The organism is Streptomyces sp. NPDC107528, assembly GCF_055639295.1.
The window spans coordinates 408,316-430,979 of sequence record NZ_JBVKAV010000011.1 but is presented as its reverse complement, the minus strand read 5'-3'; the positions used below and the strand labels follow the sequence as shown (position 1 = coordinate 430,979).

Sequence of the window (22,664 nt, the reverse complement as noted above, 5' to 3'; positions counted from 1 at the left end):
AGCACCCCGGTCAGCGGGGTCTTGATGGATGGCTCAGTTCCCGGTGTCCGTGGTGTCGGGGCCGGTGGGGCGCGCGTAGGTGACGAAGGCCGCGCCGCTGTCGAGCAGGGTGTGGCTGGTGAGTTCCCAACCGCGCGGATCGAAGGCGGCCTTGTGGGAGAAGAGCGGGATTCCGGTGCCGATGGTCAGCGGTGCCATCTTGAGGATGAGCTGGTCGATCTCGGCGTACAGGGCACCGGCCAGTTCCGCGCCGCCTATCAGCCAGATGTCCTTGCCGTCCTCCTGCTTCAACTGCCGCACCTTGTCCACAGGGTCGCCGGCGACCAGTTCGACGGCCGGGTCTGGGCTCTCGGTGAGGGTCCGCGAGAAGACCATGTGCCGTAGGTGGGGTAGGCATCGGTGATACCGACCTTGAGACCGATCTCGTAGCTGCGCCGTCCTTCCAGGACGGTGTCAAAGTGCGTGCCTGGCACGGTGACGGACAGCGCTGCCCTGGCGGGGGCAGGCAGGGTTTCCGGGTACTCCGTCACAAGGTGCTGGATGTAGTCCTCGGGGATCGGCCAGAAGCCGTCCGGGCCCGTGGGATCAGCGCCGTCCGGGCCTGCGATGAAACCGTCCAGCGTGGTGGCGATGTAGTACACGAGCTTGCGCATGCAGTGCTCTTTCTTCTGGGCTGCACGATCCGGTCGGCAGGGTGCTGTGCGGGCCGTGAGGGGTGGCGTGGGTTGGGGCGGCCGCGGGATCAGGAGTGGTCCGGTGTGGTCCATTCGACGAGCTGGACGATGACCCCGTTGGGGTCGGTGACCTGGAACAGGCGTTCTCCCCATGGCTCTTCGCGCAGTGGCATCGTGATGTCGACGCCTTCGGAACGCAGTCGTTTCTCCTCGGCTTCGAGGCCGGTGACGGTGAAAGCGAGGATCAGTCCGCCGGCGTGCCTGTCGCGTTGGTCGGGCGGCAGGATGTCGACGCCCCGCCGGAGCAGGACGATGTCGACGGCGGCATCGGCACGGGTGAGGGAGGCGAATCCTTCAGCCGCGGCCTGCTCCTGATAGCCGAGGTGCTCGGTGAAGAAGCTGCGCGAGGCGGCGATGTCTTCGACCGTGAGGGAGACGGTGGAGGCGGTGATCCTCAAGAGGGGTTCCTTTCCAGGCTGCGGGATCGGGGCGATGTCGAGGTGTGCAGGTGCAGGTGCGGGTGTGCAGAGCTCGGGCTGGTCGTCAGCGGTCACCCACGCCGTGCGCTGCCGGGGCGTGGCGTTGAGGGCCTGCTGAGGGAAATGCGCGGCATGGGGCTGCGATCGGCGCCACGCGTCGCGACTCGACGCCTTCCCGCACCCAAGGTCGGGTCTGACGAGGATGCTCCGAGCTCCGGCTTGCGCATCCAGCACTCCCCTCTGAACTGATCTTACGTCGGTAGTAATATTACTCCCATGCACTTGGTGCTGTAAACATATTCTTGCCACGGAGGTAAGATTCTCGTCATGGAGACGAAGACGAACGCCACAGCGAGTGCCACCACAGCCAGCGTCACCGCGCCGCCGGGCCTGCGGGAGGCGAAGAAGCAGGAGACGCGTCAGCTGATCTCCGACCATGCGACACGGCTCTTCATCGAGCAGGGCTTCGAGAACACCACCATCGCCGAGATCGCAGCGGCCTCCCGCGTCGCGAAGAAGACAGTGACCAACTACTTCGCACGCAAAGAGGACTTGGCCCTCGACCACCAGGACGAGTTCAGCGCCACGCTGGCGCGCGCCGTTGCCTCCCGCCGCCCTGGGGAGTCCGCCCTCGCGGCGCTTCGCCGTGCTTTCGAGACTGCCGTCGCGGCGCAGGACCCGGTCGCCGGATTCGCAGGCCCGGACTTCTCCCGAATGATCACCGACAGCCCCACCTTGTCGACGTGCCTGCGTAACCTGCACGACCGGCGCGAGCAGGCGCTGGCCGAGGCCCTCGCCGAGGCCGTCGGTGCACAGCCGGACGACATCACCGTCCGCACGGTCGCCGGGCTGCTCGGCTCCGTGCACCGCGTCCTGTTCCAACGCATCCAGGACCTGACCCTGGCCGGGCACACCCACGACGAGATCGCCAAGGCAATCGCGAAGGAAGCGGCACGCGCCTTCGACCTTCTCGAACCGGCCATCCATGACTACGCGATCGCCTGAGGGGTCCTCGCCATGTGGTTGTCCACGCCGGGCGATCTTGGGGACGGTGCCGCGCTCGCGCAGCCGGCGGTGGCGGTAGATGTCGTGGTCGTAGCCGCGACCGGCATACAACGCCTGGCGGGAGGACTCGAAGCTCACCGCGTACTCAGTGGATTGGGCCGAGGAAGCCGAGGAGTATGTCCAGGGAGCGGGGCCGGCCCCGGCGCGAGCCCGGGTCTTGGGCGCGCCCGCCAGGCCGGGGTGGACCGGGACCTTCATGTACCGATAGCGGGATCTGCTCGCCCTGGCCACGCTGGCGAGCTTGAGCCGGCCTAGCGGGACCACGCGTCGAGGACCTCCAAGGCTTCGATCCAGGCCGCTCTCGCGGACGCGCGGGTCCGCACCATTCCGACTGCCCGGACCATCCGACTGCCCGCACGAATTCGGCAGTTGGAGAGGTAGGAGGATCCGACCGATCTGGCGGCGGTCCGGGAAGCCAATCGTGAGCTGACCCGGCCCTCAACCGGCGTGGAGAGCAGTCGAGATCAGGACGCGCGCCCGCCCACCGTGACGATGGATGATGCTGCCCCGAGGTGGCCCGGTCACGGAATTGTCTCCCGCCCCCCGGGGGAAGGGCTTGCGCGAAAGCGTGCGCGGAATGACCTCTACAAGATGGGAGGCCTTCACCCTTACCCCTCCCCCACCCCTCAAATCCCACGAACACATGTGTCATACTCGGGCGCCGATCATGGCAAGAAACGACCGGGGGCCGTGTGAACGCCGTCTCTCTGGACGCCCCCTATCTGGACACGGATGCGGATCAACTCTGCTTCTCGCTGGACCTGACGGAGCGTCCAGCGCTAGCAGAACGTGTGGTGTCGCTCGGCGGGCTGGACGTGCGGCTGCGGCTGCTCGGAGCCTCGCACCAGGTGTTTGCCGGTCCCGTACAGGAGACAGTGGCCTGTCTGCAGGGCGCGGTGCGGGGTCTGCCCGAGACCTGCACCCGTCAACTGCCGGGCTGGGTCTACGACTTCGGCGCCATCACCCGCCGACTGATTCCCGAGGAGTTCAGTGCCGAGGTGACGCAGGTCCTCGGCCAGGCCACCGACGCCGAGCACAGCCTGTGCGGAGTCTTCCCCGGTTCGCCGGAGGCGGTCACCGCGGTGGTCGTCGAGACGGTCGAGGGGCCGTACGGCGCCGGGCTCGTCTGGCGCACCTGGCACACGTATCCGCAGAACGGTCAGATCGTATCGACGTACAGCCGGCTGGAGGCCCGATGAACAGCGCCCGACTCGTCCGCGCAGCGGTGGCGGCCGTGCTGGCCGCCGCCCTGCTCACCGCCTGCTCCAGCGACGGGGACTCCGAAGCAGTCCCGCGCGACTGGATCGAGAAGACGTACACCGCGACCGGGACGGACTGGCTCGACCCGGACAGTACCCCGAGCCAGGTCGCCCAGGCGATCCACACCAAGCGGACGGCCATGGACCGTGCCTCCGGCGACGCCATGGAGTTCCTGCGCTACGGCGACGACATGGTCACCGTCTCGCCGTACCGGAGCGGCAGCCTGATCGAGATCGAGGACTACCGCAACGGCTACCGCCGCCACCAGCGGCATCTCACCTACTGGCCGGACCCGAACAGCGCGAGCTTCCGCGGCGGCGGCCCCGGCGAAGGCAAATAGCCTCCGTTGACCGGCCGGATCATCACCCGACGCCTCCCATGCTCCTCCCGCACAGCCCCTGATCACGCCCCGACCCCGCCCCCAAGAAAGGCAACGCAGTGACCGAGATCTTCGAGTCGACCGGCCAGGCCCTGCTCTACGGAGTCGCGGGCCTCGTCGTCATGGCCGTCGGCTTCATCGCCCTCGACCTCGTCACGCCGGGCAAGCTGTACCACGTGGTATGGACCGACCGGAATCGCGGCGCGGCCGTCCTGCTGGGCAGCCAGTCCGTCGCCGTGGGTCTGGTCATCATGAAGGCCATCGAGGCGAGCGAGTCCGAACAGGGCCTCGGCTACGGCCTGATCAGCACGCTGCTGTACGGCCTGGCCGGGGTGCTGGTGATGACCGTCGTCGGCATCGTGATCGGCGTGTTCACTCCGGGCCAGATGGGCGCGGTCGTCCTGGACGACCAGGACGGCCGTCCGCACCCCGCGGCCTGGGTCCAGGCCGGCATGTACCTGGGCACCGGGTTCATGGTCGGCGCGGCGATCTCGTAACGGCGCGCCTCGATGAGCGCCACCACAACCCTGCAAGGCCGCGAAGCCTCCGCGGCACCCTCCCGTCCCCCGGCCGTCCGGCACACCCGGGGGGCTCGCTTCCTGCTGCTCTTCGCCGTCTTCCTTTGCGCGGCCTGCGGCCTCGTGTACGAGTTGGCCCTGACCGCCCTTGGCAGCTACCTCATCGGCAACTCGGTGCTTCAGACCTCCGTGGTGATCTCCGTGATGGTGTGCGCCATGGGGCTCGGCTCGCTGGCCGCCAAACCCCTGCGCCGCCGCGCGGTGGGCGCGTTCGCGCTCGTGGAGGGCGTGCTGGCGCTGGTCGGCGGGCTGTCGGTGCTGGTGCTCTACGCGGCGTTCGCCTGGCTCCAGCTCTACACCCCGGCGATGATCGTGGTCGCGGTGGCCGTCGGCCTGCTGATCGGCGCCGAGATCCCGCTGCTGATGACCCTCCTCCAGCGGATCCGTCGGCAGGAGGCGGGCAGCGCGGTCGCCGACATGTTCGCCGTCGACTACATCGGAGCGCTCGTCGGCGGCCTGGGCTTCCCGCTGTGGCTCCTGCCGACGTTCGGCCAGCTGAAGGGCACGCTGGTGGTCGGCGCCGTCAACGCGGTGGCCGGGGTCATCGTGGTGGTGTTCATCTTCCGCCGGCAGATCCGGCGATGGGTGCGCAACGCCCTGCTGGCCGGGGTCACTGTGGTTCTGGCCGTGCTCGGGACGACGTACGCGTTCGCGGACGACCTGGAGGTGACCGCGCGCCAGCAGATGTACCGGGACCCGATCGTCCACGCGGAGACGACCTCGTACCAGGAGATCGTCGTCACCCGCTCCACGGCCTTCACCGGCGAACCGGACATCCGCCTCTTCCTCAACGGCGATCTCCAGTTCAGCTCCGTCGATGAGTACCGCTACCACGAGTCCCTCGTCCACCCCACGCTCGCGGGCTCCCGCGCCAACGTGCTGATCATGGGCGGCGGCGACGGGCTCGCCCTGCGCGAGGTACTGCGCTACGACGACGTACAGCACGTCACGCTCGTGGAACTGGACCCGGCGATGACCCGGCTCGCGCGTGACTTCGACGCCCTGCGCGACCTCAACGACAAGGCGTTGGACGACCCGAGGGTCAAGGTGGTCAACGCCGACGCCTTCAACTGGCTGCGCGGTGCCCGACAGCGGTACGACGCGGTCGTCATCGACTTCCCCGACCCGGACACGGCAGCGCTGGCCAAGCTGTACTCGGTCGAGTTCTACCACCTGCTCGGGCAGGTCCTGACGCCGCAGAGCAGGGTGATGGTGCAGAGCGGGTCGCCCTTCTTCGCACCGAAGACGTACTGGTCGATCGCGAAGACGATCGAGACGGCCGGCTACTCGACCGCCGAGTTCCAGGTCGACGTACCGAGCTTCGGCAACTGGGGCTTCGTCCTGGCCACCCCGGGCGGCGGTACGTCCCCACCACTTCGGCTGGCATCTGGCGCCCCGCAACTGCGCTACCTGGACGAGGCGGTCCTGAAGGCCGCCGCAGTGTTCCCCGTGGACCGCCGCCGCCAGGACGTCCGGCCGAGCACGCTGATGGACCCGGCCGTGCTGGAGTACGTGCAGGACGAGTGGGAGAACTACTGACCGCCGGTCACCTGCTACGAAACGGGGCCTGTTCGTATCAGGCCCAGGCCACCGCGGGGCCGGGTCTCGACCGGTTGCCCGACTGAACCCAGCGGGCCACGGTGGCAAGCGCACGACGTCACCCAGTTGATGCCGCTGCTGGATGCCGTCCCCCTCGTATTCGGGAACTGCGAACCCGGCCCCAGCACCGGATGCGGAGGCCGTAGCCGTACAGTCGCGCGCCTTGACCACCTCCGCACGGGCATGTCGCCTCTCACCGAACACCTGCCTGCCCGCTCACCTCGGGGCCGCCTCGTCGAGCTCCGCGATGCAGGCGTGCGGTGTCCGCCGCCGCTCGACTTCGAGTGGCCGTGCGTGCTGGAGCGGATGTCGTTGTGGCTGAGTTCCGATGCCACCAGGGTCGGATGGATGGGCCAATGTCGCCGAGTCTCGACGTCGCTCGGACGTTCGGGGCCCCGCCATGGGTCACTGGACGAGTCAGAGCGGCGCGTGGCAGCTCGCCGACCGCGCCAGCACCAGGAGGGCGGCGTTCACACCGATTTGTTCGTACCGGGCGAGGGGCCTGCCGAACATTCTCGGGGCTGCTGGACTCAGTTCCATCGAGGCCACCGACACGGCTGGAGAGCAGCGCGCTACCCGTGCCGGTCGCCACCTCCATCCGAAGGAGCACAGATGCGAACGAGTCCACTGATAAGGACAGCCATCAGTTTCACCGCCGCCATCGGTGTCGCCATCGGCAGCCTGGCAGGTGCGAGCGTCGCGGTGTCCGCCCCGGCGGCTCCGCCATCGGCCGTGACCGCGCGGGCCGACGCCACGCGCGCGGTGAACAACCTCGGCCTCAGCACCTCGGAGGCCAAGAACGTCCAGTGCTTCCTGACCGACTACTGGGGCTACCACGGCAGCTTCGACGGGCGATTGGGTACCGAGAGCTGGCAGGCGATGCAGCGCAATCTCCAGGCGAACTGGGGTTACACGGGCGGCATCGACGGAGTGGTCGGAAGCGGCACGGTGAAGGCGCTGCAACGCCTGCTGGCGGACAGCTGGGGTTACACCGGCGGTATCGACGGAGTCGCCGGATCGGGGACTCAGGCCGCGTTCAAGCGGTTCGCCGCGAGGGCGTGCCCCTGACAGCCGCGTTCCCCACCGGTCATCGGTGAGCAACTATCGCGCCGGCCGGCGGCGGAGCTTACGGCGGTACGGGCACGGCTCCTGGCGAAAACGGGTCTGAGACTTCGGTGGACGTCGGCTCAGACCCGCACCCACCCGCTGACGCCCTTCCTCGACACGTCCCCGTCCACGCGATGCCGCTGGCCGACCTGCTCCGGCACGGCGCCTGCGCACCCGTATGGCGACCCGGGCAGGAGCCCGACCGGCGAATCTGCTGGACTGTGTCCGCGCATCGGCGGACATGACGCACGGCCGCCGCGGATCACGCCACGGGTCTGCACTTCGTTTCCCCCGCAGATCCTCCGTAGCGAAGTAGTCGGCGGCCACACCAGCGCGTATGCCCCCTGCGGCCCTGGTCAGCAGTATGTCCGAACACCAGCGGACAGGGGGTGACGGCAACACGAGAAGGGCCCTGCCGGGCGCACCTGCTGCGGGTCTCGGCGGTGACTGACCAACTGCGGGCGGAGCCGACTCGCGATGCTGCATCTGGTGTGCGCTCCCCGTGCATCCGACAGACCGTCACGATTGGGCTGATCCGGATGTAGAGGCTGTTCCAGGCTGTCACCATCGGCCGCTATGACCTTCCTCGGGGAGCCGACCAATTTCACTCCCGACACCTGCGCGTCAGGCACCGACGGCATCGACTGGAGCTCCATAGCGTCGGCGGAGGCCATGAGCGCCTTCTGCGGCATCATGGCGGGCTTCGTCTTCGCCGGTCTGGTCACTGTCATCGGGCAGAAGAACCCTGCGGGCGGGGACGGGCACGCCTCACGCGGCCTGAAGCTTTTCCTGCCCTGCTTCATCGGCCTTGCGACGGCGTCGTACTTGTACGCCCTCACATCCGGGGAGCTGGTGTGCATCCGCGCCATCACGGAGCAGCTGTTCTCGGGAGCCATCCTCGCCACCGACGCGCTGATCGTGATCGTCGCGCTTGCCTGGCTGCTGCCGGCCTACGATCGCAACAAGCACGGTGAAGTCCGCTTCTTCCGTGGCTTGATCCAGGTCGCGGCACAGTTCTCCATGCTGATGGTCATGGTGTCGGCCGACGCGTACAACAACTCCGTGCTCCAACAGCCCGTTGCTGATTGGGTCACCGCACTCGTGTATGTCGGCGGCGTCGCCTTCATGGCGGCCATCCTCTTCTTCTGGTGGAAGCCCCTCCCCCCGGCCCCGCCACCACCCGCCCCACTGCCGAGTGGAGTCACCGCGGCCGGGTGGCCTGCGCACTGGCGTGACGAGATACATCTGAACCGTCGCGTTCAGGTCGCGGCCAGGAATGCCGTGGCCGTGGGCGGTCTTCTTGCCGTAGCAGGCGGGTGCGTTGTCGGCGTTGGCCGGCATCACTGGACGTCGATGCCGGCGTGGCTGGTCTATACCCTCGCTGGAGTCACGCTTGTGCTGCCCGGACTTGTCATCACCACAGCGGTACGGTGCGCTCCTCGAGCCTGACGAGCCATCGCCGACGATGGCACGAGGTACGCACTGCCTGACTTGCAAACAGACTTCGAGCGCTCCCTGTGGGAGCTGATGAGGTTGTGGGGCCTCGAAGACCAGGACGTGAGCACACCGGCTGGTTTGGCGAAGCGGACTTTCGCGCCTCGGGTCGAGCGGGGCCACGACGACCACGCGGGGCGTGAGTCCGCGCCCGGAGCACGTGCCGAAGGGATCGCCCCAGCCAGATTGAGAGGGTGCAGCGGAACACGTACGGGTCCAATCCAGAATGGCTCGGCGGTCCGCTTCGTCGCATGATGCACGGCCCCCATGACTGCGTAGAACGAGCGACGTTCGGGTCCGAGGAACCACCCGTCCATCTAGCAGCTCCGTCAACCCGCCGCTGTACGCCGCGGGTTCGGTGGAGGCCGTTCCAGCGTGGATTCCGTGGCCGAGCGGACGGCCGCGGTGCGTCACGGCGCCGAGCCTCGGGGCCTGCCGCCGCGTCCAGCGGCAGCACGGCGGCGCCGGTCACGACAGGTAGTCCTCTCACGCCACGGCAACATGGACACCCGATTCAGGCCCCGCAGCCACCCATTGATCCCATCGAGGGACACACCCTACGCAAGAACACGAATCAGGGTGAGTTGAGCGAAGCGGAAGCCCAACACCCAGATCATTCAAGCCGATTCAATACCTGCGAGTAGCTTCTCTTCCTGCTGTGTCTCCTCACGGCACCCTCGTTTCCGCACGGCTTTCACCGCTCGGCGCGTGCAGCGCGCGCGTCTGCCCTGCCCAACCGGTTCGACACGGCGACGGAGGGAAGGTTCACGGTTTCTCGACTGAAGCCCCATACATGCGGAGGAGAGCCGGGCGTGTCGCGGCAGGGCTGGTTCTGTCCGGTTCCCGCGTTGACCCGCGGCTGATCGGATTACGAGTGCATGGAATCCACTGCATGAGCACATCAATGAGTCACGGCTTTCGCCGCAGATCTCCGGAGATTCTGCGGTTGAAGGCTCAACCCCCCACAAAAACCGGCGAGGAGACCCCTCTTCATGGCAACTCACAAGCGCTCGAACCGGATCCGGCTCACCGCCATCACCGTCGCGGTCACCGCGGCAGGCGTCACGTTGCTGAACCCGTTCTCCGCCGGCGCCGCGGCGCCCGCGGAGGGCAAGATCTACGGAGCGAACGCCGACGGCGCCGTCGCGGGCAGCTTCATCGTCATGCTCGACCAGCAGGCCAACAAGCAGGAGTTGGCCAAGGAGTACGGCGGCACACTGAAGCGCACCTACCGCTCCGCCATCAACGGCTTCTCGGCCAGCGGTCTTTCAGAGACAGAGGCCAAGCGCCTGGCCGCCGACCCGGCCGTCGCAAAGGTGGTTCAGAACAAGAAGTTCACGATCAACGCGGAGCAGCAGAACCCGCCGTCGTGGGGCCTGGACCGCGTCGATCAGGCCGACACCGCCGGTGACAGCAAGTACACCTACCCTGACGCCGCCGGGGAGGGCGTCACCGCCTACGTCATCGACACCGGTGTCCGCATCTCGCACAAGGACTTCGAGGGTCGCGCCACGCATGGGTTCGACGCGATTGACAATGACGACAGTGCCGACGACGGCAACGGTCACGGCACGCATGTGGCCGGCACCATAGCCGGTGCCGCGCACGGCGTGGCGAAGAAGGCGAAGATCGTTGCCGTGCGGGTCCTCGACGACAACGGATCGGGCACCACGGAGCAGGTCGTCGCGGGCATCGACTGGGTAACCCAGAACCACCAGGGACCCTCCGTTGCCAACATGAGCCTGGGCGGCGGCGCCGACGAGGCCCTCGATGCGGCCGTTCGCAAGGCGATCGCGGCGGGCATCACCTTCGCTGTCGCCGCGGGCAACGACTCCGCCGATGCCGGCCAGGGCTCCCCGGCCCGCGTTCAGGAGGCTCTCACCGTCGCTTCGTCCACGAAGGAAGACGCCCAGTCCGACTTCTCCAATTTCGGTGAGGTCGTGGACATCTACGCGCCGGGTTCGGACATCACCTCCGCGTGGAACGACAGCGACGAGGGCACCAAGGTTCTCTCCGGCACCTCGATGGCCACCCCCCACGTGGTCGGAGCGGCCGCGGTCTACCTCGCCGGGCACCAGGACGCCGCTCCGGCGGACGTCGCCACCGCCCTGACCAACGGCGCCACCCCTGACAAGATCACCAGCCCAAGTGCGGGCACACCCAACAAGCTCCTGAAGATCACCGAGTAACACCCCCGGTGAGGGCCCGGCTTGGCCAAACGTCGGGCCCCGGGCCCTCACCCCGTCTGTTGGGATGTCGCGAGGCTCGGGTTGAATGACCCGAGCGCCGGCTGCTCACCCGGGACGGGTACGGAGTGAAGCCCCGGTCACCGCGCCCGCGGTGACCGGGGCTTCATGGCTCTGACCAGCCCCGCCCACCACCACCCCGCCCCCGCCCCCGCCCCCGCCCCCGCCCCCGCCGCAGACAGCAATCGGCGGGTTGAGGTGGCGGCTGAGCGCGGACAATCAGCAACTGCACCAAGCAGTCGTCTCCTACGTCGCGTCGGTGACCGACGCGGTCGTGCGCCTGGGAACGTTCCGCCGCACGGAGTCAGACGGCGGCAACCCTGGTCACAGGCACGGGACATTCAGCCGGACCGACCGCCACAACGGAACCTGCAGCCGCAGCGCTGGTCCGCGCCCGCCGGGAGCCGGCTACACCGAGCTACACCGAGCTACACCGAGCTACACCGAGCTACACCGAGCTACATCATCAAGGGACGAAGACATAACGGACTTGGTTCGTCGTCAACTCCCAGGCGCGTTCAATGCATTGACACGTGCATTACAGAGGCTTTACGTTCCGGCCATCTGAGAGCGCTCTCAGACTCCTCTTCTGTGAAGACTTGAGGTGCCGCATGCCATCCCCACGCACCAGACCGGCCGTCATACTCCTGCTGGCCTCGGCGCTCGCCGTCGTCGGCCTGGTCCCGGCCGCCGCACCGGCGGCCGCGGCTACCGTTCCCGTAGGCTCCGGCAGCTACTCCGACACCCGGCCCGCCGGCACGTCGGGCCCTACGACCAACACGGGCACACCCGTTACACCCAAGCTGACCACCGCCGCCCGGAACCGGCCTGTGCCCACCAACGACTGGTGGTCCTCCCTCGCCTTCCAGCGCTACGGCGACAACCCCTGGTCGACCCCCATGTACGGGCATCCCCTCACCTACCAGGCCACCGCCGGCGGGCTCGACGTCGGCTACCCGACGTCGCCCGCGATCGTCGGTGACGGCCGACAGTACGAGTACGCCCACAAGCGCGACCTCACCATCGGACTGACCGGCCTCAACTCCCCCGACACCAAGGCCGACGACTGGTCCGACTGGACGGTCACTCCCCTGTGGTCCGACGGTGCCCGCACCCTGCGCACCACGATCGGCCACGGCTCCCCGTTCGTATACGCGAAGGGCTCCGGCGGCAACGCCCAGGTCACCACCGCCGGTGCGCCCACCGTCTTCGCCGACCAGACCAACGTCCTCGGCATCACCGTCGGCGGGCACCACTACGCCCTCTTCGCGCCGACCGGCAGCGACTGGAACGTCGCGGGCTCCACCATCACCGCCGGTCTCGGCTCCAAGGACTACTTCTCCGTCGCCGTACTGCCGAACACCGACGCGCTGGCAACCTTCAAGAAGTACGCCTACAGCTTCGTCACCGACTCCAAAGTGACCTGGAGCTACACCGGTGGCACGGTGAAAGCCACCTACACCCTCACCACGGAGGCGAAGGAAGGCACCGAGCGCGGCGCACTCCAAGCGCTCTACCGCCACCAGTGGCTGAACACCACGGACGCCCTGACCTCCTACACGTACGTCTCACCGCGCGGAACCATGAAGGTCCGCGAGTCGGCTTCGTTCACCACGACCCAGAAGGCGGCGGCGGTCCTGCCCGCACTGCCGAAGTCGAAGGGTGTGGAAGCCGCCCGGCTACGCGGATACCTGAACGAGGTCGTGAACGCTGCCGACCCCTTCTCCGGGGCCACCGACACCTACTGGACCGGCAAAGCCCTCGGCCGCCTCGCCCAACTCGTTCCGGTCGCCGAGCAGATCGGTGAGACCGGCATCCGCGACAGGCTTCTCGGCCTGATCAAGGGCAAGCTCCAGGAATGGTTCACGGCGGGTGGCGCGAACGAGTTCAGCTACGACAAGGACTGGAAGACCCTCACCGGCTATCCCGCGTCCTACGGCAGCGACACCGAGCTCAACGACCACCACTTCCACTACAGTTACTACGTCTACGCGGCGGCGATCGTCGCCCAGTACGACCAGGGATGGGCCGCCGACTCCGCGTGGGGCGGCATGGTCAAGACCCTCGTGCGGGACACCGCCAACCCCAGCCGCACGGACGGTTCGTTCCCCTTCCTGCGCGGCTTCGACGTCTACGCCGGCCACAGCTGGGCATCCGGCCACCAGGGCTTCGCGGCCGGCAACAACCAGGAGTCCTCCTCCGAGTCCACCAACCTCAGCGCGGCCCTTGTCCTTTGGGGCTCCGCCACCGGCGACACCTCGCTGCGTGACCTCGGCACCTACTTGCTGACCACCGAGTCGGAATCGATCGCCCAGTACTGGTTCGACGCCGACGAGCAGGTCTTCCCCTCCTCGTTCGGCCACGACACAGCAGGCATGGTCTGGGGCAGCGGCGCCGCCTACGCCACCTGGTGGACCGCCAACCCCGAGGAGATCCACGGCATCAACGTCCTGCCCGTCACCGGCGGATCACTCCATCTCGGCGGTGAGAAGGCCGCCATACGGCGCAACATCGCCGAGATGGAGCGGGAGAACGGAGGGCCGGCCGTCGAATGGCGCGACATCCTCTGGGAGTTCCAGTCCCTGGCAGACCCGGCCACGGCCAAGGTGAAGTGGGACGCGGGCAACGCCGGATACACCCCCGAGCAGGGAGAGTCCAAGGCACACACCTACCACTGGATCAACACCCTCGACGCGCTCGGCGCCCCGGACGCAACAGTGACCGGCGACATCCCCACCTCCGCTGTCCTCACCAAGGGGACGACACGCACCTACGTCGCCCACAACCACGGATCGTCGGCCCGAACCGTCACCTTCTCGGACGGCAAAACCCTTTCCGTGCCGGCTCGTTCCACCGCGACCGGCACCGGGTCGGGGTCGCAGGACCCGGACCCCGACCCCGATCCGCCGACCGGGAACACCTTCCAGCTGCGCAGCGGTGGTGTCCTGACCACAGCGACCGATGGCACCTTGGGCAGCGACACGATCGCCTCCGCCGGCGGCACCAACCACGACGGCACCCCGCACCAACCCCTCGTCTACGAGGTCCGCGGAGTCAACGGCACGCTCACCCCGGGCGTCGGAACCACGTTCCGGCTCCAGGTGGACGCCGGCACCACGGTCGGTCTCGGCCAACAGGCACGGGTCAGCTACGACCTCACCGGTGATGGCACCTTCGACCGGACCGAGACCTACAACTACTTCGCCACCGACCCGGTCGCCGGGTGGGAGGAGTACACGCAGGCGCGAGGTCTCAAGGCGTCCACGGGCACACCGGGCACCCTCAAGGGCGGCACCGTACGTCTCGAAGTTTGGAACGCCATCGGCAACGGCGCCTCAAAACTGCAGACGGGTACGGACAAGTCCGTGTTGGTGATCCCGTACAGCTGATCCGGCGAGAGCCATGCGGCGGGCAACGGCGCTCTTCCGGTGCCCGCCGCACGGCCATCTCCGGGCAGTGATCACAACCGGCGCGGCAACTCCCGCCGCTGGATCATCCGCGCGGCCGAGGATTCGCTGCGCCGACTGCGAGATCGCGGCCTAACCACTTCAGTCTCTGACGGCCGCGCCGCCAAGAGGATTCCGCCCTGCGCGCGGTGAGTCGACGGGGTAGCCCCCAGCACCTCCTGCCATCCGGCACCGGGATCGGAGCCACAGCGGCCGGGAACTCCTCCAACTTCCGCTCGTAGAGGTGGAGCCAGCGGCGCACGGCATCGGACCGGCCGTGCGCTGCCGGCGCCTCGACGGCCATGGGCGCGTGGTTGGTGAGCCGGCCGAGCCGGCTCGGGGCCCGGGAGGTGCAGCCGCTCCAGTGCTTCGTCGAGCGCGCACGGCGTGTGGTGGGTGTTCCTGCGCTGCAAGTAGGCAGGGCCCGTGTGCTCGACTTCGGTCGGCAGGACCAACTCCGGGTGCCCGGCGCGCCCAGCGGGACCCAGGACACGGTCGGAGCCCAGCGGTGGGCCCGGAAGGGAGATGCCGTAGACCCGCCTCAGATCCTGGCATGCCGCCACATACGCCTGATCGTGGGCGTGGCCGGCCCAGTTTGGCGGAGCCACTACGTGGGCGGCACGTCCCGGTGAAGTGCCTTGTTGACGCCGGTGATGACCACGGTGATCAGGCAGAGGGCGATGATGGTTTCGGCCCACAGGAAGGCGAACCAGTCCAGCACGCAGCCGATCGGGGGTGTGCCGGGGGCGGTGTTGCGGAACGCGGCGAGGGCGAACAGCGTGGCGGCCATCCAGGCGAGGCCGGGCCAGACCAGGCCCTCGCTGCTGGTCGTCAAGTACCAGGCCCCGATGAGCACGGCCGCCGCCAGCGCCCACATCACCACCATCATGAAGACCGCGAAGACGAGCAGGCTGCCCGATCGTGCCAGCTCCAGCGCCACCACGGCCTCCTGCCGGGAAGGCGCAGGCTCCGCGGAGATCGAGAAGAGCGTGTCGGCGTTGGAGAACAGCATCCGTACCGGCACCTGCTTGCCGCCCAGCTGCGCCCGGAACGCGATGTCGGTCTCGTAGGTGTCGAACGGGTAGTCACTGATCGATCCGCCTGTGAGCGCAACGTGCACGTCGCTCGTCGCGAGCCGCTCATGCGCTGCGAACTCCAGGTCGTTGACGGTCGCCCCTGAGGTCTGAAGGCTGAGGTCGGCCACCGGGGCCGCCCCGTTCGCCTCGCCGAGGGTCCCGCGCGGGGTCACCCAGACCCGCAGTACCAGCTCTCTGCCCGCGGCATCGACGCTTTGGACAACGGCCTCCACATCCACCCGGTCGGGGGCCGAGGAACCGACGGTGTGCACCGTGTCGACCGCCTGGCGCTCGGTGAACTGCAGCCACGAGCCAACGGCCACCGCCGCCACGATCAAGAAGGCGATGAGGATGAGCACGGGCAGGATGGACCTTCCGAAGCGTCGCGGGCGAGGCGAGTCGGCAGGTGCCGGACGGCCCTGACGCATCACTTGGTCCAGATGCCCAGCAGTTGGTTGGCCGCAGGGAAGTTGTCGGGTGGGTCTGCCTGGCCGGCCGGATACGTCAGCTCGAGGCCCTTGGCCTCCAGCAGATCCTGGTAGTCGGGAATGCCACTCGTGTGGCGCATCGGGTCGCCCAGCGTGACGTCCCGCGCCCAGACCGGAGGGTTGTCGAGGTAGTCGGACAGGGGGTCGTTGAGCGCGATTTGGCGCCGCCTCGCCAGCAACAGAACCGCGTCTGCGGTGTATTGCCCGGAGTTGGAGGACATGTCGAGGACCGTCTTCGAGGTAATGGCGCGCCTTGTCGGCAGATCGGTTTTCCCTCTCCCCGCCTCCCCGCCAAGGCTTCCCCGTACGCCGACCGCTGCCGCACAGCCCGGGCCGCCCTGGGAAGGCACCGGCTTCTGGAGCACCTCCGCGATGCGCGTTGCCCGGTCATCGCCGCTCGCGTAGACCTGCGGTTTCACGACACGGGCCCGTGCGACCGCAGCCGTGGCGCCCTCGGCGGGACACAACGACGCCATCCGATTCACGGACACCACCTGCTTTCGCCACCGGAACGAGATCGGCTCAGTGCCATCTCGAACTCGGAGGGTTGAGGTCATCAAGTCCGCTGCGGACGCGCCGCTACCGGTGTGCCGTGATGCGGCGCCGGTCGGCACCGGGCCGAGTTGCCGGAAGGACCAGGACGCCCTGGCAGCCGGCGCCCCGATAAGGAAGCTGCGCTCTGCCATGTGATCCCGTTCCCTACCGACAGCCACGGGGCCTCCCGGGCGACGCCGAGGCGGTGTTGGCGGAACGCACGTATTCCACGCTACGGCGTGGTCCGAGGACGTGCATGCGGACGACGCGGCGGCAACGAAGCGCGCCGCCTGCTTCGGGCATGACGGCTGAGTCACCCCCGCCGGAGCGCAGCGACATCCCGACCCTCGCCCTCATTCCACCGCGTCGAGAGGGGACGCTGTACCCGGCATGCGCGACGGACGACCGACTCCCTTCGGTGGATGTTCGAGCCGGCCCGGCAGCACGCGAGGCCGGTGCCCCTACGGCGGAAGCGTCTGGCTGGGGGCCGGGGCCCCGGCATTACGGAACGTGAAAGTTTACACTTCTTAGAAAATCGCAGTTTGGGCTATTTTGATAGTGCATTTTGGGCAGCAGTGCAGCCAGAACCGTCGGATCTGACGTCCGATCCGCACGGAAGATCCGACGGGAGCGGCTGTCGGCAGCGACGGGAGGGCGCGGGCGAAGCACATAGGCGCCAGGAGGAAGATTCTCGATGACCCGGCCCGATGACCCGAGCACCGCGGCGGCCCGGATGTTCGCCGAGGCCGGCGCCTTCGGCGAGCTGCTGGCCGGGATCGAGTGGGCGGCGACGCCGCTCGGGCCCCCCGAGTTCTGGCCGGGGCCCCTGGTGGACACCCTGCGACTCATGCTCACCTCAGAGCACGGGATGGCTCTGTACTGGGGCGCTGAATTCGCCACGCTGTACAACCTGGGCTCCTCACCCATTGTCGGCGCCAAGCATCCCTGGGCCCTCGGCAGGCCCTACAAGGATGTGTTCCCCGAGGTCTGGGCCCACCCCGTGAGCGCCCACTTCCACTATGTGACCGACACCCGCAAATCCCTGCTGATCCCCGATGAGCCGCTCATCATGGAGCGCCACGGCTTTCCGGAACAGTGCTACTTCGACTCCTCCTTCCAGCCCGTGCTGCTGGAGGACGGCACCTCCGGCGGGGTGCTGCAGATCATCACCGAGACCACCGGCCGGGTACTGGGCGAGCGCCGGCTGCGCCTGCTGAGCGAGACCGGCGCCCGCACCGCCGGGCTGCTCACTCCGGACGAGGTCGCCCGCGTCGTCGCGGAGGTGCTGGGCTCCTATCCCGAGGAGGTCCCGTTCCTGAGCCTGTACCTGGCCTCCGAGCCGGGCATGCTGCATCCGGCGGCCTCCACCGGGCTCCAGCAGGCACCCGAGGCCGTCTCGTTGAATGCGGCCGACGGATCGGAGGTCGCGGCTCGGCTGGCGCAGGTCGTCGCCGACGGTGCCCCTGCCACGCTGTCGGCCGCCGCACTCACCGGCGGCAACACCACAGGCCGGCACGCCGCGTCCTCCCGGCTTCCGGTCGAGGAGGCGCTGGCTCTGCCGCTGGACAGCGCGGGCCAGGTGGGCGGCGTATTGGTCGTGGGCATAAACCCCTGCTTCCCGCCTGCCGGGACCTACCGGGACTTTCTGGAGGTGCTCGCAGCCGCCGTGGCCGGGGCGCTCACGGGTGCCCTCGCCCACGACGAGCAGCGCCGGCGGGCGGAGGCGCTGGCCGAGCTGGACCGGGCCAAGACCACCTTCTTCGCCAACGTCAGTCACGAGTTGCGCACACCGCTCACCCTGCTCCTGGGCCCGCTCCAGCAGGCCCTGGCCGACGAGGACCGGCCCGAGCGGCGCGAGCAGCTGGAGCTGGCCGAGCGCGGTGCCCTGCGCCTGCTGAAGCAGGTCAACACCCTCCTGGAGGTCGCCAGGGCCGATGCCGGGCAGATACGTCCGGCCCTCGAACCGGTCGACCTCGCCGGTGCCACGGCCGAGCTGGCCGGGGTGTTCCGCTCTGCCTTCGAGGCGGCCGGGCTGACGCTGGAGGTGGACTGCCCGCCGCTCTCCAAGCCGGTGTCCCTGGACCGGGAGATGTGGGAGAAGATCATCCTCAACCTTCTCAGCAACGCCCTGAAGTTCACCTTCACCGGCGGCGCCCAAGTGCAGGTGACCGCGGCCGGCGACCGCGCCCGCCTGACCGTGACCGATACCGGCACCGGCATCCCCGCGGACGAGCTGCCGCGCCTGTTCGAACGCTTCTACCGGGTCCGCGGCGCCCGCTCCCGCTCCCACGAGGGCAGCGGCCTCGGCCTGGTGCTCGTGAAGGACCTGGTGGAAGCGCACGGCGGCACCGTCAGCGTGGAAAGCCGGCTCGGCCAGGGCACCAGCGTCACCGTGGACCTCCCGTTCGCCGCAGCCCACCGGCCCCACCCGGCCCCGCCCGCGGCCGGCGCCGGTTCCCCCGGGGAAACCCCCAGGGATGGCCCCCGGGATGGCGGGGGCGGCCGGTCCGGCCGAGTCACGGCCTACGTGGACGAGGCGCTGGGCTGGCTGACGGCTGACCCCGTCCCCGCCGCTGCGACCCCCGGGGCGCGCACGCCGCCCGCCCCCGCGGCCCGCGATGCCCTCCACGCCCCTGGGCCGCACGAACCCAACGGCCCCCGTCGGGCCCGCCTGCTGGTCGTCGACGACAACGCCGACATGCGCGCCTACCTCACCCAGCTTCTGGAACCCGACTACGACGTACTGCTCGCCGCCGACGGCCGGGCCGCCCTGGAGCTGGCCTTGGCGCAGCCGGTGGAGCTGGTGCTCAGCGACGTGATGATGCCCCACATGGACGGCTTCGAGCTGGTCCGGGCGCTACGCGCCGACCCGCGCACCGCCCGCCTGCCCATCGTCCTGCTCACCGCCCGCGCCGGCGAAGAGGAATCCGTGCGGGGCCGACAGGCCGGTGCCGACGACTACCTGGCCAAACCCTTCTCCGCGCGCCAGCTGCTGGCGCGCGTCCGCACCGGCTTGGAACTGTCCCGGCTGCGGGAGCAGGTCCTGACCGAGACCCGCGACCAACTGGCCGTACTGGGCTCGCTGGCCGACGCGGGCCTGCGGCTGTCCGCCACCCTCGACCCGGACCGGATACTTCAAACGGTCGGCCAGATCCTGCTGCCCGACTTCGCCGACCAGATCAGCATCCACCTCACCACCGCAAACCACGCCCCGGCACAGTCGCCCCCGGCATACATCGCCGGCGCCCCCGTTCTTGCCCGCGAGACCCTGGCCACCGCTGCCACCCACGCGATCAACGGCACCGCCCCGGCCCCAGCCGACCCGAACCCGCCGCCCGCATCCGTACTGGCCCTGCCACTGCACGCCCACGACCAGACACTGGGAGCCCTGGTACTGGTCCGGCACACCGACTACTCCGCGGTGGAACACAAATATCTGGAGAACCTCGCCCACCGCCTGGCCCTGGCCTACGACAACGCAGCCCGGTACCACAACGAGCGCCGCCTCGCCCTGACCCTGCAGAGCGCCCTGCTGCCCCACAGCCTGCCCCAGGTGCCGGGGATGCGCCTGGCCGCCCACTACAGGGCCAGCAACCGGGGCGCCGAGGTCGGCGGCGACTGGTACGACGTGCTCGCCCTGCCCGACGGTGCCGTGGGGCTGGCCATCGGCGACGTCATGGGCCACGACGTGGAAGCCGCCATCATGATGGGCCAACTCCGCTCCGCCCTGCACAGCCTCGCGATGGAGGGCGCCGGCCCGGCCCAGGTACTGGCCAGGCTGGACGCCTACATGCAATCGCTCACCGCCGAACACTTCGCCACCTGCCTGTACGCGGTCTACGACCCACACCGCCACCGCCTGCGCTACGCAGCCAGCGGGCACCTGCCGCCCCTGCTGATAGCCACCGACAGCGCCTATCTGGACCTGCCCCCGGCGCTGCCGCTCGGACTGGGCAGCACCCCGGTCGACCGCGAGGTGGCGTTCCCGCCCGGCACCAGCCTGCTGATGTACACAGACGGCCTGGTGGAGAACCGGGCGCTGTCCTTGGACGGCCGCATGGAGGCCCTGCGTCAGACCTGCGCCACGCTGCCCGCCGCCGCCCGCACCAACCCCCAGCAGATCACCGAACGAGCCCTGGAACTGCTGAACACCCCCGACCGGGTCGACGACGACACCGCCCTGCTCGCCGCCACCGCCGAACCGTCGTCTCCAACCCGCGCCCCCGAGGCCGACTGAAGTGTCATACGCCGGACCGCTACTGCGTGGGCCTACTGGCGGATAGACAGCCGGATGGGCCGTATCAAGAACAACCTTGCTTCGGATCAACTGATCGTTTGTTGAGGTGTCGTTGACTGATGCCCGGGCACACATCGAGCCATTCCTGCCGGACATCGAGGCGGGGGGACGATGCCGGGATCACCGGCAAGTGACCAACAATCGACGCCGCCTCGATCGCGGTGGAGACTACTGACTGGCCTCGTCGTTCAGCTGTGTCACCCGTGCCCCGGCAATCCCCAGGACCTCGACGATCTGCTCGGCGACCTTTGCGGAAAAGAGAGCCCGAGTCACGCTGAGGCCGAACTGCGGCGTCGGAGAGTTGTCCACCTCCCGCTGCAGGAAGAACGCCTCTCCCTCTGCTGGAGAGAAGGCAAAGCAAACCCACTCTGCGAGGCTGTCGCGGACAGTCTCCGGCCTGCCCCAGCGCTCCTCTAGGGACGCACGGTCGATATCGACCGCAGCGAGCCATCTGATATCGCGCAGGCTGACATCTTGTTCGGGGATCCTTTTCAATTCTGCGGGGTCCAGCCGTCTCGAATCCATGTCCGTCGCACTTGTGCGACGATGATCAGGATTGAGGCCCATTCGTCGCCATCCTTCATGATTTCCGTAACGCCTTGTTACACGCCAGCCTCCCAGGAAGCTTATCCGGGCCTACCGTTGGCCTTGGGCGCTACCGCCGTCAGGACGCGGTCGTACAGGCGGCCGGAGACGATGTGGCTGGACCCCGGACACGGCAAGGCCCTGCTGACCTCGGCTTCGATCTGTGCTGGGCGAGCGGCTGGATGGGCGAGGTCAACCAGTGGATCGGCCAAGTCCTCGGCCTCCCGCCACTGCCGTTCGTCGACATCGGCGACAACCTGATGCGAGAGCGGCCGGACGGAGTCCACCGGAAGTCGCCGACCACGCCCAGATCTCCGCCACCCACCCCGCCCCGGCGCTGCTCCACCATGTCAACCCACACATCGGTCTGCGGCAGGACGACTTCACCGCCCTCGCCGGCTTCGTTGCCTCTCTCGCCCGCTCTGCTGCAACGTCTCGCGCATCGTTGTGGGACAAGCTCCAGACGCCAGGCCGTTCCTGAACGGTCAGAATGCCGAGGGGGACGAAGTCCAGAACCCGAGAGCTCACGCGTGGGGGTCGAACGGGATCCCCGAGGGCTTCGCCTCGGCGATGTTGCTTTCGAAGCTGCCGTCCTTGAGCCCGAAGTGGGCGCTGCCAAAGTCCGCGGCGGCCAGCTTGTCGCGCAGGCCGGCCGGGTAGCCGTTCCAGCCGATCAGGGCGGGGTACTGCCAGGTCCGCTGATGGTTTTCCGGCGGCTCGTCCTGGGAGTTGGCGGGTCTGAAGCAGTGCGTGGACACGCCGTCCTTGTGGTAGACGACCTTGGGGTGGGTGCCGTCCCAGGGGATCCTGTCGCGTGGGTAGATGTCGAAGTCCCCGTGCGCTGAGGTGGCGACGTACTTCGCCTCGTTGTCCTGCACCCACACCACGACGTGCTCCCAGTCGTGCCGGTGCCCGAACGGGTCCCAGCCCGGGATGGCCTGGTCCTTCTCGAAGTACGAGGCGTACATGACGGCGCACCAGCCGTTGTTGCACTTGGAGCGCGAATACCCGTTGGTGTTGAGAAGGTCCGATGCATCCCGACAGCTCCCGCTGAGGGACCCGGTGGTCTTCAGCCCGCCGTTGATGGAGCCGTCGGGGCCCATCGCGGGCACCGCGTAACAGCCGTCACTGTCGTAGTCGTACCCGGGCTGGAAGGCGCGGTCGAGGGCGTCCGCGTTGGCCGGTAGCGCTGGCGGCGGAGCGGCGAAAGCAACGTCCGGAACCGCGAACACCAAGGCAAAGGCACCCGCAACGATCACCGGAGCCTTTCGGATCCGTCCACTCTTCAGCACCAAGTCCTCCAGCAAGCCACGGTTTTACATCAAGGCCACTTTGACGTGTCCAGCACAGACTCCTG

15 protein-coding genes and 3 pseudogenes are annotated in these 22,664 nt (G+C 68.5%); 11 read left to right on the top strand and 7 right to left on the bottom strand.

The window, feature by feature from the left end:
- Nucleotides 1–33: 33 nt before the first annotated feature.
- Nucleotides 34–653 (bottom strand): annotated as a pseudogene (locus tag ACZ7L5_RS33280) (dihydrofolate reductase family protein).
- Nucleotides 654–742: 89 nt separating this feature from the next.
- Nucleotides 743–1,132: a VOC family protein gene (locus tag ACZ7L5_RS33275; RefSeq protein WP_471521548.1), complete on the bottom strand. Its 390-nt coding sequence runs from the start codon at nt 1,130–1,132 to the stop codon at nt 743–745.
- 348 nt (nt 1,133–1,480) lie between these two features.
- On the opposite strand from ACZ7L5_RS33275, the gene ACZ7L5_RS33270 reads away from it, so the two are divergent.
- Nucleotides 1,481–2,158 carry a TetR/AcrR family transcriptional regulator gene (locus ACZ7L5_RS33270; RefSeq protein WP_471521492.1) on the top strand — a complete coding sequence of 226 codons (678 nt, stop codon included), beginning with the start codon at nt 1,481–1,483 and terminating at the stop codon, nt 2,156–2,158.
- 5 nt (nt 2,159–2,163) lie between these two features.
- On the opposite strand, the pseudogene ACZ7L5_RS33265 reads toward ACZ7L5_RS33270, so the two are convergent.
- A pseudogene (locus ACZ7L5_RS33265) lies at nt 2,164–2,275 on the bottom strand (IS5/IS1182 family transposase); the annotation flags it as partial.
- A 635-nt stretch (nt 2,276–2,910) separates the two neighbouring features.
- On the opposite strand from ACZ7L5_RS33265, the gene ACZ7L5_RS33260 reads away from it, so the two are divergent.
- From ACZ7L5_RS33260 to ACZ7L5_RS33225, 8 genes are all read left to right on the top strand, one after another.
- Nucleotides 2,911–3,417, top strand: a complete 507-nt coding sequence (locus ACZ7L5_RS33260; protein ID WP_471521490.1) for a DUF2617 family protein — start codon at nt 2,911–2,913, stop codon at nt 3,415–3,417.
- Nucleotides 3,414–3,818, top strand: coding sequence for a DUF4247 domain-containing protein (locus tag ACZ7L5_RS33255; protein ID WP_471521488.1), 405 nt, complete (start codon nt 3,414–3,416; stop codon nt 3,816–3,818). Before ACZ7L5_RS33260 ends, ACZ7L5_RS33255 begins: the two co-directional genes overlap by 4 nt.
- A gap of 98 nt (nt 3,819–3,916) precedes the next feature.
- Nucleotides 3,917–4,354 carry a DUF350 domain-containing protein gene (locus tag ACZ7L5_RS33250; protein ID WP_362385322.1) on the top strand — a complete coding sequence of 146 codons (438 nt, stop codon included), beginning with the start codon at nt 3,917–3,919 and terminating at the stop codon, nt 4,352–4,354.
- A gap of 12 nt (nt 4,355–4,366) precedes the next feature.
- Entirely contained in the window at nt 4,367–5,974 is a 1,608-nt protein-coding gene (locus tag ACZ7L5_RS33245; protein ID WP_471521486.1) for a polyamine aminopropyltransferase, read from the top strand.
- A 672-nt stretch (nt 5,975–6,646) separates the two neighbouring features.
- Nucleotides 6,647–7,102: a peptidoglycan-binding protein gene (locus ACZ7L5_RS33240; protein WP_471521484.1), complete on the top strand. Its 456-nt coding sequence runs from the start codon at nt 6,647–6,649 to the stop codon at nt 7,100–7,102.
- A 615-nt stretch (nt 7,103–7,717) separates the two neighbouring features.
- Complete coding sequence (locus ACZ7L5_RS33235) at nt 7,718–8,590, top strand: hypothetical protein (RefSeq protein WP_471521482.1); 873 nt, start codon at nt 7,718–7,720, stop codon at nt 8,588–8,590.
- 1,037 nt (nt 8,591–9,627) lie between these two features.
- On the top strand, nt 9,628–10,824 hold the full coding sequence (locus tag ACZ7L5_RS33230) for a S8 family peptidase (protein WP_471521480.1): 1,197 nt from the start codon (nt 9,628–9,630) through the stop codon (nt 10,822–10,824).
- Between the two features lie 668 nt (nt 10,825–11,492).
- On the top strand, nt 11,493–14,270 hold the full coding sequence (locus tag ACZ7L5_RS33225; protein ID WP_471521478.1) for a glycosyl hydrolase: 2,778 nt from the start codon (nt 11,493–11,495) through the stop codon (nt 14,268–14,270).
- Between the two features lie 664 nt (nt 14,271–14,934).
- On the opposite strand, the gene ACZ7L5_RS33220 is transcribed toward ACZ7L5_RS33225, so the two are convergent.
- Both ACZ7L5_RS33220 and ACZ7L5_RS33215 read right to left on the bottom strand, forming a co-directional pair.
- Nucleotides 14,935–15,768, bottom strand: coding sequence for a DUF4436 family protein (locus ACZ7L5_RS33220; RefSeq protein WP_471521546.1), 834 nt, complete (start codon nt 15,766–15,768; stop codon nt 14,935–14,937).
- A 62-nt stretch (nt 15,769–15,830) separates the two neighbouring features.
- On the bottom strand, nt 15,831–16,577 hold the full coding sequence (locus ACZ7L5_RS33215; protein WP_471521476.1) for a serine hydrolase: 747 nt from the start codon (nt 16,575–16,577) through the stop codon (nt 15,831–15,833).
- A 542-nt stretch (nt 16,578–17,119) separates the two neighbouring features.
- On the opposite strand from ACZ7L5_RS33215, the gene ACZ7L5_RS33210 reads away from it, so the two are divergent.
- On the top strand, nt 17,120–20,662 hold the full coding sequence (locus tag ACZ7L5_RS33210; RefSeq protein ID WP_471521474.1) for a SpoIIE family protein phosphatase: 3,543 nt from the start codon (nt 17,120–17,122) through the stop codon (nt 20,660–20,662).
- Between the two features lie 228 nt (nt 20,663–20,890).
- Here the strand turns inward: ACZ7L5_RS33210 and ACZ7L5_RS33205 are convergent, their stop codons facing one another.
- Nucleotides 20,891–21,289, bottom strand: coding sequence for a hypothetical protein (locus ACZ7L5_RS33205; RefSeq protein ID WP_471521472.1), 399 nt, complete (start codon nt 21,287–21,289; stop codon nt 20,891–20,893).
- 114 nt (nt 21,290–21,403) lie between these two features.
- On the opposite strand from ACZ7L5_RS33205, the pseudogene ACZ7L5_RS33200 reads away from it, so the two are divergent.
- Nucleotides 21,404–21,788 (top strand): annotated as a pseudogene (locus ACZ7L5_RS33200) (hypothetical protein); the annotation flags it as partial.
- Between the two features lie 43 nt (nt 21,789–21,831).
- On the opposite strand, the gene ACZ7L5_RS33195 reads toward ACZ7L5_RS33200, so the two are convergent.
- Nucleotides 21,832–22,599, bottom strand: a complete 768-nt coding sequence (locus ACZ7L5_RS33195) for an NPP1 family protein (RefSeq protein WP_471521544.1) — start codon at nt 22,597–22,599, stop codon at nt 21,832–21,834.
- Nucleotides 22,600–22,664: the final 65 nt, after the last annotated feature.